Source organism: Pectobacterium brasiliense (assembly GCF_016950255.1).
In the GTDB taxonomy this organism is placed as follows: Bacteria; Pseudomonadota; Gammaproteobacteria; order Enterobacterales; family Enterobacteriaceae; genus Pectobacterium; species Pectobacterium brasiliense.
Genome location: NZ_JACGFN010000001.1, coordinates 2601070 through 2618679, shown reverse-complemented (window position 1 = coordinate 2618679; position 17610 = coordinate 2601070). Strand labels below are relative to the sequence as shown.

The following is a 17610-nucleotide window of genomic DNA, read 5'->3' as shown; positions in this document are numbered from 1 at the left end:
GAATATGAATATTGAGGGGCATTATCAATACCCCGGATTGGCGGCCCGCGTGGCCGCTTCTCTTCATTTAACGGACAACGGTTCGATGATGGTGTTGAACACTGGGTCATCGAATACGACATTTGCGTTAGAGCAGGTCACGGTTTCCGATGCGCTGGGCTCGATTCCTCTAACGCTCACCTTTCCTGACGGTGGTCGCTTTGTTCCTGCCGACGATCCCGCTTTTCGCACGTGGTATTCCGCACGACGCCGCCCAGGACTTGTCCATCGTCTGGAACGCCATAAGCGTGGCGTCATTCTCACGCTACTCGCCACAGTCTTGCTCGTCATAAACTACGTTTACGTGGTACTGCCGTGGGCAAGTTCCGCGCTGGCGCTACGGATGCCTAGCGCTATTGAACAGCAACTGGGGCAAAATACGCTAAAGCTGTTACGGCACAGTGATTTTAAGCCTTCTGAACTGCCTGTTGAGCGCCAGCAGGCGATGCAAACGCTGTTTCAACAGGTTATGCCCGCGGACATGCGAGAAGACAAAACGCCACTGCGTCTGGAGATCATGTCTGCGCCTATCGGGCCGAATGCTTTTATGCTGGCAGATGGCACGCTGATTATCAGTGACGATCTGGTGACGCTGGCGAAAAATGACAACGAGTTGGCCGCGGTGATGCTGCATGAAATGGGACACCACGCCTATCGCCACCCAATGCGCATGGTGGTGCGTTCATCGCTGGTATCGCTGACGTTCATGTGGATGACGGGAGATGTCAGCGGCGTGGGGGATACTTTGTTGCAGTCTGCTGCCTTTATCAACGAGATGCAGTTTTCTCGCGCTATGGAACGGGAAGCTGACACATGGGCAATAGCAGAAATGCAGCAGCAAGGGCGTTCGCTTCAGTCGATGCAGGCGATGTATCGGGCGTTGATCAATAACGACCGTAGCCATGATGAAATTGATTCGCTGGATTTACCTGACTGGCTGAGTACGCACCCGGATATGGATGAGCGGCTGAAAGCCATTGAAAGCGAGATGAATAAGCACTAATCCTCCGATCTCGATTCTCATCTCCGATTTAACCCTGCTTTGTGTCAATCGTGTGCGGTGTCACCGCACACGATCTCCTTCCGACAAGATATTTTTGAGCAAAAAAAGCGTGCTTTGTTGTTTTTATAAACGTGAATATCGAGTGAAAAGCATGAACTGCGTAGCCGGACGATTAACAGGAATACGTTAAATATCATCCTATTAAAAACTATCTGTAGAATCTCTCGCGCTAAATAAAAAAACCAGACAATAATCTCTTTTTATTATTAGTTCGCTTATGTTTATTGGGATTTTTCCTAATAGACATTAAAATCGCGGCTTCACGACTTCATGATTACCGAAGAGTTATTTATGATTAATCGAATTCTATCAGGGGTGGTGGGCGCATTTCTGTTAATGCTGTCACCATTAACGCATGCACAGGCCAATTTCCCAGAGCCCAAAGAAGGCGACTGGATTGCGCCAGAATTTACTTTCAACAGCGGCGAAAAATTAAAAGATCTGCGTATTCACTACTACACGATCGGTGATAAAACCAAGCCCGCTGTCTTACTGTTACACGGAACGAACCAGCCGATTAAATCACTGCTAGCAAATGGTTTTGGCGGGGAGCTGTTCGGGCCGGGCCAGGCGCTGGATAGCAGCAAATACTTTATTATCATGCCGGAGAGCATCGGTTCTGGAAAATCGTCCAAACCGTCAGACGGCTTACGGATGAAATTCCCGCAGTACGATTATAACGATATGGTGCAGGCACAATATCGCTTAATCAAAGAAGGGTTGGGCATTAACCACCTGCGTCTAGTGATGGGATATTCCATGGGTGGCATGCAAACCTGGCTCTGGGGTGAAAAATACCCAGACATGATGGATGCGCTGGTGCCAATGGCATCGCTGCCAAACGAGCTGTCTGGTCGTAACTGGATGATGCGCCGCATCTTGATTGAATCCATCAAGAACGATCCAACGTGGAATAACGGTAATTACACGCAGCAGCCGCCAACGCTGAAAACCGCCAGCATTATGTTCAGTATCGCCACCACTGGCGGCACGCTCGCGTATCAGAGCAAAGCGCCGACGCGCGCACAGGCGGACAAACTGGTAGAAGATCGCCTTGCGGCTCCGTCGACCAGCGATGCGAATGACTTTATTTATCTCTGGGGCTCGTCTGCAAATTATAACGCGGCACCGGAGCTGAATAAAATTAAGGCACCGGTTCTGGTGATTAACTCTGCGGATGATGAGCGTAATCCTATTGAAACAGGCATTCTGGATAATGAGATTAAGAAAATTAAGCAGGCGACGTTGTTCCTTATTCCTGCCAGCAAAGATACCAGCGGACATGGCACCATGATGTCGGCGAAGTTTTATAAAGATGAGCTACAACGTTTCTTAGAAAAGAATCCGTCTCAGAAAAATAATAAAAAATAAAAACTCATGACCGGCAGAAATTTTCTTTCTGTCGGTCATCGTTTTCTTTATACGTTTCTTTATTTTATTACGGTTTTATAACAAGTTTATTTCAGTTCGTGGAAATTCACTCGTCTGGAAAATGAATAACGATTATTACGTAAATAACGGAACGGCTCTACTCTGGAGCTGGCGCTCATCCTTTCTTATTTTAGGCCACAGGGATAATTTATGTTTCGTAAGATAAAGATCCGTACTGCACTCAGCATGATGGTGTTTTCGTTAGCGGCGCTACTGCTTTTCGTCGGCGTGTTAGGGTTGATTGCCGTTCAGTCAGGGAATAAATCATTTGCCCGCGTCGATATGGAAGTGCTGCCAGGGCTGGTTGCGCTGAATGACAGCTCAGAATTGCTGTTGCGTGGTCGGTTGGATTTGCGTCTGTACGAATCATTAATGGGGAAAGGGGATGTCGAGGCAGCTAAAGTCGCGCTAGGGCGCGCCAGAGGCAAGGTCGACGGTGCCAGTGAAAAGTGGCAGGAATACCTGAAATACCCACAGTCCGAAGCGGAAAAAGTCATTTCTTCGGACATGGCCGAGAAACGTAATGCGCTGATGCAGGAGTTTATCGATCCGGCATTTGCGGCGCTTAACGCAGGAAATTTGGATGAATATCGCCAGCGCGCTGGGAAATCGACAGTGCTGTATGCCGCGTTTGATAAATCCTCTAAAGCGCTGGTTGCCTTCAAGCTGAAGAGCATTGATGAAGCCTATGCGGATTCAAATGGGCGTGTCGAACAGATGGAGGTCATCCTGTACGGCGCGATTGCCTGTGCACTGCTGCTGGCGGCGTTGGCCTGGTCTGTGATGACCAACATGATCGTGAAACCGCTGAACCAGGCGATTTCCGTCTTTGACCGTATCGCCGAAGGTGACCTGCGGGCGCAGATTGATAGCAGTGGAAAAAATGAAATCGCACAGCTGTTTGCTGCGGTTCAACGTATGCGTGACGGGCTGGAGAATATGGTGCGCGTAGTGCGTAACGGAACCGATGCGATAAGCGTAGGGGTTGAGGAAATTGCCTCCGGCAACATCGATCTCTCTAGCCGAACCGAACAGCAGGCGGCCTCGCTGGATGAAACCGCGTCAAGCATGGAACAGATCATGTCGACGGTGAAAAACAACGAAGACAACACGCGTAAAGCCAACGATCTGGCGCTGAAAGCCTCTAATTCTGCGTCTCGCGGCGGGAACGTTGTCTCCGAAGTGGTGGATACCATGCGTTCCATCAAGCAGAGTTCTGCCAAGATCTCCGACATTGTTGGTGTGATCGACGGCATCGCCTTCCAGACCAACCTGCTGGCGCTGAACGCTGCGGTAGAATCTGCGCGTGCGGGTCAATACGGTAAAGGTTTTGCGGTGGTGGCTTCCGAAGTACGGATGCTGGCTGCGCGCAGTGCGACGGCAGCGAAAGAAATTGGCACCATGATCGATGATTCTCTCAGCCGCATTGAGAAGGGCGCAGGGCTGGTTGAAGTCGCCGGTAACACCATGGACGAAGTGCTGATGGATGTGAAAAAAGTGGTCGATATCATGGATGAGATCACGCTGGCTTCCAGCGAGCAGAGCCGCGGCATTTCGCAGATCAATATTGCCATCAATCAGATGGATGGTGTGACCCAGCAGAATGCGTCTTTGGTATCAGAAGTGGCGACCTCGGCGAATTCACTTCAGGAGCAGGTTATTAATCTGCAACAGTCCGTTTCCCGTTTCCAGATCGCAAGGGAAAATAGGGAATTGGACAACGTGCTGCCCGGCTTGCGCCAGAATATCGCGCTGGCCGATGCCCGCTAATCGTTAAATGGCCACCGTCTGTTTTTGTTTGCCTGTATCAGGAAAGAAAACAGACGGTAATCCTCAAAACCACAACATGATGCGATAGATATTCCAACACTAGACCCTATCTGAGCGCCACACTCACCCGTTAGTTTTCTCCTCTGCTTTGTCAATTTGAGATAAGAACGAATAAGACAGTTCTCATTCCTAATATTTTTATCTGATATGAAAATGTAACTAATTATTTGTGCCTTTAGGTTTATCTATTATGACAAGGATTGTTCTATTCTATTTTTTATCATTAAAAATCAATGAAATAAAAAGTATTACATTAAGGAATACCCAATTAATTCGTTCGCTATTCATTACGTTGCCTTTACCTTTCTTTGCAGTCATAGCGAATGCCGCTACATCAGCTGAGCTGCAACAGCTCGATCAGCGTCAGATCAACCAGCAGCAAATTAATCAGCAGGAACGGCAGCGTGCGCAAGAGCGACAGCTTTCACCTCAGCCACCGGATGTGCGCCTACAGGAGCCGGGGGCGTTTCTGACACGGCTGCATTTTCCCGTGGAGATGACACCCTGTTTTCCCATCAAAAAGGTGGAATTGCAGGGAACGGAGGATTTCCCCAGTTGGCTACCGTTGCAGCGGCTGGCCGATCAGGCGGTGAATCAGTGTCTGGGCGGTAAAGGAATTAACCTGTTAATGAGCGCGTTGCAAAACCGTCTGGTGAATCACGGCTATGTGACCGCCCGCGTATTGGCACCTGCTCAGGATCTGAAAAGCGGTACGCTGAAGCTGGTGGTGATGGCCGGTAAGGTTGGCAAGATAACGTTGTCGCCGGACAGTGACCGTTATGTCCAGCTCTACAGCGCTATGCCTGCACGTGAAAGTGAACTGCTCGATTTGCGCGATATTGAGCAAGGGCTGGAGAATTTGCAGCGCGTGCCGACTGCGCAGGCTGATATGCAACTGGTTCCGGGAGAGAAACCGGGCGAAAGCGATATCGTCGTTGGCTATAAACAAGCAAAGCACTGGCGGCTCGGCGCGACGCTGGACGATTCCGGCACCAAAAGCACAGGACGCTATCAGGGCGGTTTAACGCTTTTCCTCGATAACCCACTTTCGCTCAGCGATACCTTCTACCTCTACGGCGGCCACGATTTACAAGGACGCGGGAGCAAAGGCAGTAAAAGCTACGTTGCCCATTACTCGGTGCCGTTTGGCTACTGGCAGGCTGGGATGACCGCCAGCGGTTATGACTATCACCAGACGATCGCCGGATTAAATGAAAACTATACCTACAGCGGCGAAAACGAGAGCCTCAATTTCCAGCTCAGTCGGGTATTGCATCGTAGCGGTAGCCAGAAGACGTCAGTGAGCTATGAAGTCATGACGCGCGAATCACGTAACTTTATTAATGATACCGAGGTTGAGGTTCAGCGGCGTAAAACGGCGGGGTGGCGTCTGGGGTTACAGCATCGTCACTATATTTCCCAAGCCACACTGGATGCCGCCGTTAGCTATCAGCGCGGTACTCGCTGGTTCGGTGCGCAACCTATCCCAGAAGAAGCTAACGACGAAGGAACTGGGCTGTCAAAAATCATTCAGTTCTCTTCCGAACTGGACGTTCCCTTCACCGTGTTTGATGAAGCCTTCCGCTATAACGTGCAATACCGCCGCCAGCTCGCCAACACCCGCCTGACCGCACAGGATCAGTTCTCCATTGGCAACCGCTGGACCGTTCGCGGCTTCGACGGCGAGCTCACGCTCAGCGCCGACGATGGTTGGCTGGTACGCAATGAACTCGCCTGGCGCACGCCGCTTCAGAATCAGGAGCTGTATCTGGGTGTGGATTACGGTGAGGTCAGTAATAACAGCAAAGACAGGCTGATGGGTAACCATTTGGCCGGTGGTGTAGTCGGGCTTCGTGGCAACGTATTGAACACCGGCTATGACCTGTTTGCGGGCATCCCGCTTTCCAAGCCCGACGGCTTTGAAACCAGTCCGGCCGTCTTCGGTTTTAGCCTGAGTTGGCAGTACTGAGGCATTCTTTGGAATGCGCCAGTCGTAAACCTGTTTGTTGAAAAATTTCTTTCTTTGAATGGATAACAAGAATGAATAAGCACCTGTATCGCATCGTTTTTAACCGTGCTCGCGGCGTTTTGATGGTGGTCTCTGAACTTTGTCGCGGCTGCGTCAAAGATTCCGCATCGTCCGGCCTTGGGCCAACGCTGAGCCAGATAACAGGGCGACTCTCCCCGCTGACGTTCCTGCTGCTGGGTGTGATGGGATTTGTCACGCTTGCACCTATGGCACAGGCGAACATTGTGGCGGATCGCAACGCGCCCGGTAATCAGAAACCGACTGTCTTACAAACTGCCAACGGGACACCGCAAGTCAATATTCAAACGCCAAGTGCCGGCGGCGTATCGCGCAATGTCTACAGCCAGTTCGATGTGAATCAGCAGGGTGCCATTCTTAATAACTCGCGTAATCAGGTGCAAACACAGCAAGGTGGCTGGGTTGCGGGTAACCCGTGGCTGGCTAAAGGCGAAGCGAAGATCATTCTGAACGAAGTGAATTCACGCGATCCCAGTAAATTAAACGGGTATATCGAAGTCGCAGGGAAAAAAGCGCAGGTAGTGATCGCTAACCCGTCAGGTATCACCTGTGACGGTTGTGGTTTCATCAATGCTAACCGTGCGACGCTGACGACCGGCAAGGCGATGATGGAAAACGGCCAGCTTAAGGGCTATCAGGTTGAGAAAGGCAATATTCGCGTTCAGGGGGCGGGGATGGACTCCAGCCGTCAGGATTATACCGACCTGATTGCACAGACGGTAGAGATCAACGCCGGGTTATGGGCGAACGACCTGAAGGTGACGGCAGGACGTAATACCGTCGATGCCGAACAGCAGAACATCGAGAAAGCAGCGACGGCTTCAGCGTCAACGGAGCGCGCAGAGCCGAAGCTGGCAGTGGACGTGGCGCAACTCGGTGGTATGTACGCGGGTAAGATCCAGCTCATTGGTACGGAGCAAGGCGTTGGGGTACGTAACGCAGGTGCGATTGGTGCGCAGGCTGGAAGCGTGATGCTCTCTGCCGATGGCCGCATTGAGAACAGCGGCAGCATTAATGCCTCGCAGGATATACAACTGGCGGGGCGTGAGCTGGATAATAGCGGCAAGGTTTACGCCCAGCGAGATGTGGGCGTTAGCACACAGCAACAGACCGCTAACCGTGGTGTGCTGGCCGCGCAACGTAATGCGACAGTGCAAGCCGCAAACATTAGCAACCAGAAAGGCGCGGTGCTGGGCGCGGGAATCAACAGCGACGGTTCGGTGGCGCAAACGGGCAATTTATCTCTGACGGCTAGCCAGCGTGCAGATACGAACGGCCAGCAACTCGCAGGCGGGTCGATGACGGTGGCTGCGGCAGAGGTGAATACCGACGGCGGTCAGACGCAGGCGACCAATGTTACGCTCAACGCTACCAGCGGATCGGTTTCCAGCCGTAAAGCGAAAGTCAGTGCGGATAACAATCTTAAGGTAACGGCGGCGAAAGCCGTCAATAACACCGAAGGCACGCTCATCGCGGGGAAAAAACTGGATGTACAAGCCGATAGCCTGAGTGGTGACGGCCAACTGTTGTCACTGGGTGACATGTCGCTCACCGCTGCACAGCACTTCGACAACCAGAGCGATGTGATTGCAAACGGTAAACTCGATCTCACGGTAGCGGGGGACGTTACCAACCGCCAGAAAATCCAGTCTGGCAGCGAATTGACACTGACGGCAGCACGTCTCGATAACCACGCCAGCGGTGAAATTAGTAGCCAGAAGACGCAACTGGCGCTGTCGGATTCGTTAATCAACCGCGGCCTGATCGATGGGGGGCTAACCCGTATTGATGCGGGCACGCTAAACAATATCGGCAGCGGTCGCGTTTATGGTGATTGGATAAGCCTGCAAGCGCAAACGCTGAATAATCTCAATGAAGCAGATACGGGAGCAACGATCGCCGCGCGCCAGCGTCTGGATCTGGGCGTGGGTACGCTCAATAATCGTCAACACGGCCTGATTTACAGCGATGGCGTGATGGCGTTGGGACGTAATCTGGATGCAGAAGGAATGGCGACAGGTCAGGCTGAGGCGATCAATAACCACGGCGCCACCATTGAATCTATCGGCGATATGGCGTTATCTGCCAGCCAGATTAATAACGTTAACGATAATTTGGTGACGGAAATCGTTACCAGCGCGACTCAAATCGATGAAGCTGTGCTGCGTGGACATACTACGCGTTACAACTGGAGTGATATTCGCCGGACGCGCAATAAATATGGTGTGAACACGGCGCATATGCCGGATGGGTACGCTGACGATAATTTTTATCGCTATACCTACACCCGTACGGTAAACGAAACGCGAGTAAAAGAGAGCGATCCAGGGCAGATTCTGTCCGGCGGTAATTTGTATCTGACGGCAGCGAGGATGACCAACAGCGATAGCCGAGTGATTGCGGCAGGTTTGTTGATTGACGGTGTGAAGGAACTCAGCAATCTGGCGACGCCGGGCGAACGTACCACAACCGATCGAGGACGTCAGGAGCGCTGGTATGCCAAGAAGAAAAAGAACTGGCGCGGCGTCACGCGGACATCCCAGGGGATTGATGGCAATAACTATGCGCCAGCGGCTCAAGTCGAAACGATCGATCTAAAAGTGCACGACTGGCGTGATCAGGCAGCATTTGACGGATCGGGCTATGCAGTAACGGCGCTGCGTGCAGGTAACGTGGGTCAAAATGTGGGTACGCCGACGGCGACGCTTCCAGGCAGTAGTTTGTTTACGCTGCAACCCGCGGCAGAAAGCCGCTATCTGGTGGAAACGGATGCCCGTTTTACCAATCAGAAGCAGTGGCTTAGCTCTGATTATATGCTGCAAGCCTTTAGTACCGAAGGGCAAGATAAACGACTGGGCGATGGTTTCTACGAACAGCGTGAAGTTCGCGAGCAGATCACTCAATTAACCGGACAGCGCTATCTGGCGGGCTATAACAGCGATGAGGCCCAATACAAGGCATTGATGGATGCGGGCATCGCATTTGGTCGTCAGTTTTCGCTGACACCGGGGGTAGCGCTGACGCAGGAGCAGATGGCATTGCTCACCACTGACATGGTCTGGATGGTGAAAAAATCGGTGACGCTGCCGGATGGCTCTTCACAGACGGTGCTTGTCCCGCAGGTTTATTCTAAAGTCCGTTCGAATGAACAAATCGGTGCGGGTAGCCTGTTAGCAGGGAATACGATTTCTGTTGGGCTGGCTGGCGGTATGTTGAACAGCGGACGTATTGCTGCACGTGATACTCTGTTTATCTCATCTGATACGTTGGACAATCTGGGCGGTTCTCTGCTCGGTAAACAGGTTCAGCTTCAGGTGCGTAACGATCTGAATAATGTCGGTGGCGTCATTCAGGCAGAAGACAAACTGACCGCACTGGCAGGCGGTAATATCAACAGTGCCAGCACGTTGAGTGGCGATAAGGATAACCGCATTCTGGATCGCGTCGCAGGCATGTACGTTCAGAACGATAAGGGTGAACTAACGCTGGCGGCGGGCAAGGATATCAACCTAATCGGTAGCCAGGTGATTAACTCGGGTGCGGACAGCTCCACGCTGATCAGCGCGGGGAACAACCTGAATCTGGCGACGCTGACGACCACGGAAACGCTGAATAGTGATTGGGACAGCAATAATTATCGCCATTATCAGGCGCGCGAAGATATCGGTAGCGACATTGCCGCCAATGGTCAGATAGCCTTGCGTGCGGGACAAAACCTGAATGCGACGGCGGCGTCCGTCACCGCGCAGCAGGGGCTACAGGTTCAGGCAGGCAATGACATTAACCTGACCAGCGGTGAGTCATCCTACACGTTGACGGAACACAGCAAGCAAAGCAGTCGCGGTTTGCTCTCCGCGCAGTCCAGCGAACGCCACGACAGTATTCAGCATCAATCTGCGGTGGGCAGTTCGTTCAGCGGCGATACGGTAGCGATCGGTGCGGGCAATAATGTGCAGATCGCGGGTAGCTCCGTTGCGGGTACGCAGGATGTCGGCATTACCGCCGGACGCGATATTACGGTGAGCACGGCGCAAGAAAATCATCAGGAAACACATTTAAAGGAAGAGAAAAAATCTGGCCTGATGGGTAGCGGCGGCATCGGATTTACCATCGGTCAGGCCAGCCAAAAGAGCACGACCGATACCGATGGCATGAGTGAGAAATCCAGCATCATAGGCAGTGAAAAAGGCAACGCGACGCTGCTGGCGGGTAATCAACTGACCGTAAAAGGCAGCGACATCGTGGCCGGACAGGATGTGACACTGCAAGGTAAGACGATAGACGTGACGGCAGCGGAGAACAGTCAGACGCAACGGCAGACCTATGAACAGAAGCAGAGTGGGCTAACGCTGGCGCTGAGTGGCACGGTTGGCGGCATGGTGAATACGGCCGTACAAACGGCGCAGACGGCTAAAGAGACGGAAGATGGCCGCCTTCAAGCTTTGCAGGGTGTGAAAGCGACGCTCAGCGGCGTACAAGCGGGGCAAGCTGCATATCTGGCGGCGCTGAAAGGTAAAGACGATCCGACAAATAACAATGTCGTGGGCGTCAGTGTCTCGCTGGGAAGCCAGTCATCGAAATCTGAGCAAACGGTGGAGCAGCGCACCGCGCAAGGTAGCAGTCTGAACGCGGGTAGGAACCTGTCTCTGACCGCAACGGGTGATGATATCCGCGTGCAGGGAAGCGAGCTGCGTGCGGGTCAGGATGTGGCACTGGATGCGGCACGTGATATCCAGCTACTGTCTGCACAAAACAGTCAGCACACGGAAGGGAGCAACAAGAGCAAAGGTGGCAGCATTGGCCTGAGCCTGGGTGCTGGCAGCGGCGGCTTTAGTTTGAGCGTGAACGCGAGCATGAATAAAGCGAAAGGCAGCGAGCTGGGTGAAGGACTGAGCCACACTGAAACGCTGCTGGACGCGGGACGTCAGGTACGGCTAAGCAGCGGTCGCGATACCACGTTGCAGGGTGCACAGGTCAGCGGACAGCAGATCACGGCACGTGTTGGACGCGATTTGCTGTTGCGCAGTGAGCAGGACAGCGACATTTACGACAGCAAACAGCAGAGCATGAGTGCAGGCGTCAGCATTCCGATTTATGGTGCGGGAAGCGCTTCAGCCAGTTTCAGTATGAGCAAAGACAAAATGCACAGTGACTACCGCAGTGTGCAGGAGCAGACTGGGCTGTTTGCCGGGCAGGGTGGCTACGATGTTCAGGTGGGCAACCATACGCAGCTTGATGGTGCGGTGATTGGCTCCACGGCAGAGGCCGGGAAAAACCGACTGGATACCGGGACGCTGGGCTTTAGTGACATTGAGAACCGAGCGGAGTTTGAGACCTCGCACAGCGGTGTAGGTATCAGCACTGGTGGGCCGGTTGGCATGCAGATGCTGAGCAATCTGGCATCCAACTCGCTGATAAGCGGAAATAATGACGGTAATGCAGCGAGCACCACGCGTGCGGCGGTGAGCAATGGGCAGTTGGTTATCCGTGATGAAGCCAACCAGCGTCAGGATGTCGCACAGCTGAGTAACGATGTTGAACATGCAAACCAGACGCTGAGCCCGATTTTTGATAAAGAGAAAGAGCAGAAACGTCTGCAACAAATGCAGGTGATTGCAGAAATCAGCAGCCAGGTGATAGATATTGCCGGTACGCACGGGGCAATCATTGCGACCAAAGCCGCGAAAGCGGAGGCAGACGCGAAGGCCGCGGGTCTCTCTGATGCTGACAGGAAGATGGCGAGAGATGCTTTTGCAGCAGGCGATAAGCCAAACCTGAACCCGACAGAGGCCGAGATTCAGCAATACGTTTATCAGACGACGTATGACAAAGCCTATACTCAGGCATTGAACAGTTCTGGTTTTGGCACCGGTGGGGCGATACGTCAGGGCATCATGGCGGTCTCGGCGGCGGTGCAGGGGCTGGCCGGGGGGAATGTTGCGCAGGCAATCGCGGGAGCGGCGGCGCCGTATCTGGCGACAGAAATCAAGAAAGCGACGACGGATGCAAAGGGTAACGTCAATATTGCCGCCAATGCGGTAGCGCACGCGGTGCTGGGCGGGATAGTGGCGGAAGCCAGCGGCAACAGTGCGCTGGCGGGTGCCGCCGGTGCCGCGACGGGTGAGCTGGCGGCGCGAGTGATTGCCGACAGGTTGTATCCGGGTAAAGCTATCTCGGAAATGACGGAAAGCGAGAAACAGACGGTTACGACCCTTTCGCTTCTGGCCGGCGGTCTGGCTGCGGGCACGGTGGGTGACTCGACGACAAATGCGGTAGCGGGTGCGCAGGCAAGCCAGAATGCGGTTGATAATAACTTCCTGAGTACGGATGAGAACCGTCAACGCTTAAGTGAAATGTCATCCTGTGGCAGTGACAGTGCCTGTAAAGACGGGGTGACGGAGAAGTTCAAGAAAATCTCCGATGAACAAATCAAGAGTGTTGAAAATTGCTCCAGCGTTGATGTTTGTGTTGTAAAAGCCAAAGAAATGGCGGAGTTGCAGGCAGATTATGGTCAGCGAATTGAGGAACTGGGGGAAAAACTTCGGGCCAATGGCCGCTTGAGTGGTGCAGATCTTGAGGAGTGGACTTATCTGCACATTGTGACGCCTGCTCTGGAAGCTGGACGTATAAAGGCGATACATAACGCACAAGCAGTGGGCGGTTCGGATGAGGCGTCACAGCTTGCTATTAATACGATTGCTCAAGCAGGGGCGACAAGTGCGGCAGGGATTATTGGAGGAGCAAGTAAGGCTGGACATAACACTGGAAATGGAACTTCTCAAGTAACTACTAAGAACGTAGATCCAAGCATTCTAATTAGTAGGCAAAATAAAAATGAAATGTCGGGCTCACAAGTAAAACGTCTTGTAAAAGATATGAAAGCGAATGGCTTTGATATCAATGAACCTGTCGACGTTGCTATCGTAAATGGTAAAGCAATTATTATTGATGGCCATCATAGAGCTGAAGCAGCAGCAAAAGCCGGAATTAAAGATATACCAGTTAGAATACATGAAGTTACGAAAGAGCAAGGTGATCAACTTTTGCGTGAAGCCGCTGAAGCAAGGGTAAGGTATTGATATGATGAACGAAAGGGAAATTATCAGTTTTATCAGTCTTCAAGAGATGCTAATGAAGGCTTTCTTTATCGCTTATCCAGGCTTAAAGGACTTTGACTTCTTGCTGGACTTCCCTAAGAAAGGGATTGTTTTTGTTAATAATGATGAATGGAGTTTTGTTAAACATGGTAAAGGTATTAGGTTTTTAATAAACAGCGATCAGAAAGAGGCTGTGGTCGATGTTAACAATGTCAAAAATCCCAAATTGATAGATATATGGCGCTTATCTCAATATTTTTCATCATATGATGATCATGAGATAAAGGGGGTTTTAGATGGAATGGTTGAGTCTGGGATTTTGCAAAAAATATCAGAAAAGCAATACGAATTGATATGATTAAGTAGTCAAAGGATCCCGGGCCCTAAAAAGGCCGGGATTTTTTATCTGTCTGTCAGAGCCGTAGCTCAGTCTCAATGACCAGTATGGATAATACAAGGATCAGTGCCGCCAGAGAAGCAGGCGTCAAAGTTGAAGCTAACGTCAGAAGCTATAATGAAAAATTAACGTCTTCTGAAATCGAACGGTTTTCAGACAGAAAACGTGGATTTGTGCCTCAAACGTGGGGAGAGGCAATCACGGGGAGAATAAATAAACAATCTGGAGGTTTTGGTACTCAAAACCCTTATGGTTCAAATGAATCTCCCAGAATTACAGGAAGAGGAAAATAGAAGATGAGCGCGTATTTATATACAGAGGATGAACTTCCTGAAAAGTTTAAGTATCCATCCTCTTATATCGAAATAATGTCTATGGATGTCATTCCTGATATCGAGCCATGGTCATTTATTTGTGAATTTAAGGAATCTTCTGCTTTCTGGATGAGGGAAGTAAAGGGAAAGTACCCAACCCGGAGGTTAGTGCCTTTTGCCAAAGTAAATTACTCTGATGATATAGCTTGTTTTGATGGAGCAGATACATCAGGAGAAACAAAAGTTTACTATGTTCATGCCTTTGCATCTTCTGGCTGGGAAGACAGAGGGTACACTGATAACTTTACTGAATGGTTGAAAATGGCTCGCCTTGAGTCAGCCCGCTATAAAGTAGAGCAGGCTGAAGATGATGTGTAATTATTCTTGAATAAACCGATAAGGAACGATGTCTGTTAACCAGACCCCGTTATCAGCTTGGTAGAATTTAAAGCCCTGTTCGTACATAGTCAGGGCTTTTATTTTTAGTACAATCGGTTTTCCATGCCGATTTCCAACTTGAATTGCTGTCTCTTCATCGGCAGATAGATGAACATATTGTCTATCTTTTGCATGTAATCCCTGAACACGAATTGATATTAGAAATCGTGTTGCAGTTCCATGATATAAAAACTCGGGGGGAGTTTTTTCTTCATACTTTATATCAACCTGTTGCGATGAATGTCCCTGAGCTGCCCGGATACGTAATCCATCATCTGAAATCGTAAAGCGTTTTTTATCACTATTATTAACGATACTCCGAATAAGATTATTGTCGAGTTTATAGCCTTCTTCCGCGGCACAAAGAACAAGATCGCTTATAACGGCCCATCCTTCCTTGTCCAAAGATAAACCAATAGCTTCAGGTTGATGACGTAATATGTAACTTAAAAATTTACTGATATCTGTATTTTTTTTGCTCATGATAATAATCTCAAATGAGTCCCGGTAACTAAAGAGGCCGGTTTTTTTTGTCTGCCAGTCAGAAGCGCAGTTCCGTCTCAATGACCAGCTTACCGCACTCAACGGTCACAATCACCGGGATATCGGTGCCAAATCCTGCCGCTTCCAGCCAATCGCCCTTGAGGTGCAGGCTGGGGCTGCGGCTGACATAGCCGACCTTCAGGTGTCGTAATGCTTGATGTGTGGCGGGTGCCGTCGGTGCCGCGACGGGTGAACTGGCGGCGCGAGTGATTGCCGACAGGTTGTATCCGGGCAAAACCATCTCGGAAATGACGGAAAGCGAGAAACAGACGGTCACCACGCTTTCGCTTCTGGCGGGTGGTCTGGCTGCGGGCACGGTGGGTGACTCAACCACTAACGCGGTAGTGGGGGCGCAGGCAAGTCAGAATGCGGTTGAGAATAACCTCTTTTACCCTGGCGCTGTCCCGAAAGGCGTGAGCGATTATGGTCAGTCTGCGACGTCGCTGTATACCAATACCAATCTGACGGATGAGAAAGGTAATGTGCTTAATCCGACAACCGACGAGCAGCGGCAATACGCGATGCATAAACTGGTAACGGGAACAATGCCGGAAGGTCAGGACCCGGTGCGAGGCCTGTTAACGGCGTGGGGGGCGGGTATGTCAGTGGTTGTCGCCCCTGTCTTTTTACCTAGTATGCTGAGTGCTGGCACAATAATAGGTGGAGGCGCTATTAGCGGTACTGCGAATGTCAGTAATCAGCTAATGGGGAACGATCCCTTCAGCTATACAGATGCGTTGATCGCGACGGGAACCGGGGCGGTAACGCAAGGCAGGGGATTCTGGTTTACAGAAGTGGTGAGTGTTGCTGGTGCTTATGCGGGCGCGAAGTTGCAGAACAAAGACCCGTTGACGGCTTCTATTGCGGCGGGAATCGGTACGGCGTTTGGTGCTGGAGGTGGTAAAGTTATCACTTACGGTAATAAATTAAGCCCTGTTGTTTCGGATAGAGCAGCGGAATCTGTGGGGACGGTAGTCGGTGCTTTGGGTTCTGAAGCTGCTACTTCCGAAGCGGAGAGCCAAATAAAAGCAATCAGGGGTAATAAAAATGACGAATAAAGTCGGAATCAAAACTCTTTTGATGTTAATCATATCATTTAGCGCACTCATTGCTATTACTATAATCCTAATTAGATTGGGTGTCGCGTCGGTATTCTTTTTTAAAAATGGAACTTTTTATTTTTCTTGGTATAACGGCGTTATTGATTCTGTTAAAAAGGGTTTATCTGGCGGTGTACCCCTAGGGGTAGGAATCTGGATCATGTCACGACTAAAGTTGAAGAAAGACAAATAACATCCGCTCAGTGACCCAGCTGATTGCTGGGTTATTGTTGAGAATAACGCGCTGAACTCTCAGGATGAGAAAAAACGTCAGGATGCGAAATTGTCACTGCCGTATATTAAGGATGAAAAACAGAAACAACAGGCTGATAAACTCATTAGTGAGCTGAACGAAAAGGATGAATCGTTTAATGCTGCGATTGACGCGGCATGTAAGAATCTTTCATCAGCGGCAATACGCGATGCATAAACTGGTAACGGGAACAATGCCGGAAGGACAGGACCCGGTACGTAGTGAGCGATCATTGCGACCAAAGCCGCGAAAGCGGAGGCAGAAACGAAAGCAGCACATCTCTCTGCTGCTTATCCTCGCAAAGTGTATAAGTACAATGAGGATCTTCTTGTTAATTGGCTATGAGCGCGTCTATTTGACGACGGTACCATCGTTCAATATAAACATGAGATTTCCTTTCCAGAATTCAGCTAGGTAAATATTATCTAATTCAATACCGTGTCGTGCGATTTCGGCAGAGAGCCATTCTTCATCTTTTTCTATTTCACATAAATCATATTTTCTGGGTTTTCCATCTTTAATGACAATGACTGACGGCATTTCCATACCTTCACAAATGACGCTTAGTTGTCCGTTGGGTTCAATTTGCGCATAGTTTATCTTTTGGAAGGAGTTGATCCCCTGAGCATGAAGCTGTGAAGCAACGTTGATAATATCTATCTTATTTTTCTTTTGCAGAATGTTTTCCATCAGGAATTGGCCTTTCTTAATGATAGGGATTGGGTCGCCAATACTGACGGAACGAAAAAAATAAATATTCTTACTGATAGAGTTAAGAATAGAAATCAGGCTGACACCGATAAGTAGCACAATTACATATTGGTAAAGTGGAATGCTGTCGCTATAAATGACACCACCGATGATACCGCCTAATATGAAGTTACCAATAAAGTCGACAGGGGTCATTTGCGAGAGCTGAGTTTTACCCGAAAAATTTAAATGCGTGATGACAATGGTAAAACCGATGATGAATTTTAATAACACATATCCATAATATTCCATTCTGTTCTCCGTTGCTGCCCTGACTATTTTTTCATCTTATTATGGCCTGATACAGG

At 50.4% G+C, this 17610-nt stretch carries 13 protein-coding genes; 10 read left to right on the top strand and 3 right to left on the bottom strand.

What is annotated here, in order from left to right:
- Positions 1 to 4: 4 nt before the first annotated feature.
- The 8 genes from H4F65_RS11570 to H4F65_RS11535 all read left to right on the top strand — a co-directional run bounded on the left by H4F65_RS11570 (position 5) and on the right by H4F65_RS11535 (position 14596).
- Entirely contained in the window at positions 5 to 1042 is a 1038-nt protein-coding gene (locus H4F65_RS11570; protein ID WP_010284592.1) for a M48 family metallopeptidase, read from the top strand.
- Between the two features lie 351 nt (positions 1043 to 1393).
- Positions 1394 to 2473, top strand: coding sequence for an alpha/beta fold hydrolase (locus H4F65_RS11565; protein WP_039319122.1), 1080 nt, complete (start codon positions 1394 to 1396; stop codon positions 2471 to 2473).
- Between the two features lie 210 nt (positions 2474 to 2683).
- Entirely contained in the window at positions 2684 to 4303 is a 1620-nt protein-coding gene (locus H4F65_RS11560; protein WP_010284601.1) for a methyl-accepting chemotaxis protein, read from the top strand.
- 250 nt (positions 4304 to 4553) lie between these two features.
- On the top strand, positions 4554 to 6332 hold the full coding sequence (locus tag H4F65_RS11555) for a ShlB/FhaC/HecB family hemolysin secretion/activation protein (protein WP_010284602.1): 1779 nt from the start codon (positions 4554 to 4556) through the stop codon (positions 6330 to 6332).
- Between the two features lie 71 nt (positions 6333 to 6403).
- Positions 6404 to 13489 (top strand): two-partner secretion domain-containing protein, encoded by a 7086-nt coding sequence (locus tag H4F65_RS11550; protein ID WP_010284604.1) that lies wholly within the window; start codon positions 6404 to 6406, stop codon positions 13487 to 13489.
- 1 nt (position 13490) lies between these two features.
- Positions 13491 to 13865, top strand: coding sequence for a DUF6896 domain-containing protein (locus tag H4F65_RS11545; RefSeq protein WP_039318976.1), 375 nt, complete (start codon positions 13491 to 13493; stop codon positions 13863 to 13865).
- Positions 13866 to 13951: 86 nt separating this feature from the next.
- Positions 13952 to 14197, top strand: coding sequence for a hypothetical protein (locus tag H4F65_RS11540; RefSeq protein WP_146235429.1), 246 nt, complete (start codon positions 13952 to 13954; stop codon positions 14195 to 14197).
- Positions 14198 to 14200: 3 nt separating this feature from the next.
- Positions 14201 to 14596 (top strand): SMI1/KNR4 family protein, encoded by a 396-nt coding sequence (locus tag H4F65_RS11535; RefSeq protein ID WP_010284609.1) that lies wholly within the window; start codon positions 14201 to 14203, stop codon positions 14594 to 14596.
- Here H4F65_RS11535 and H4F65_RS11530 read toward each other — a convergent pair whose 3' ends face one another.
- Both H4F65_RS11530 and H4F65_RS22070 read right to left on the bottom strand, forming a co-directional pair.
- Positions 14597 to 15139, bottom strand: a complete 543-nt coding sequence (locus tag H4F65_RS11530) for an RNA 2'-phosphotransferase (RefSeq protein WP_010284611.1) — start codon at positions 15137 to 15139, stop codon at positions 14597 to 14599. It lies immediately after the preceding gene.
- Between the two features lie 58 nt (positions 15140 to 15197).
- The gene (locus H4F65_RS22070) at positions 15198 to 15479 is read right to left on the bottom strand and encodes a SymE family type I addiction module toxin (protein ID WP_052051599.1); all 282 of its coding nucleotides are present in this window, start codon (positions 15477 to 15479) and stop codon (positions 15198 to 15200) included.
- Between H4F65_RS22070 and H4F65_RS11520 the strand changes: the two genes are divergently transcribed.
- Positions 15448 to 16257 carry a VENN motif pre-toxin domain-containing protein gene (locus H4F65_RS11520; protein ID WP_010284616.1) on the top strand — a complete coding sequence of 270 codons (810 nt, stop codon included), beginning with the start codon at positions 15448 to 15450 and terminating at the stop codon, positions 16255 to 16257. The two genes, H4F65_RS22070 and H4F65_RS11520, sit on opposite strands and share 32 nt — an antisense overlap.
- Before the next feature lie 325 nt (positions 16258 to 16582).
- Positions 16583 to 16729 (top strand): DUF6862 domain-containing protein, encoded by a 147-nt coding sequence (locus H4F65_RS22225; RefSeq protein WP_010284619.1) that lies wholly within the window; start codon positions 16583 to 16585, stop codon positions 16727 to 16729.
- 174 nt (positions 16730 to 16903) lie between these two features.
- On the opposite strand, the gene H4F65_RS11515 is transcribed toward H4F65_RS22225, so the two are convergent.
- Positions 16904 to 17554, bottom strand: a complete 651-nt coding sequence (locus H4F65_RS11515; protein ID WP_010284621.1) for a DUF421 domain-containing protein — start codon at positions 17552 to 17554, stop codon at positions 16904 to 16906.
- Positions 17555 to 17610 lie beyond the last annotated feature (56 nt).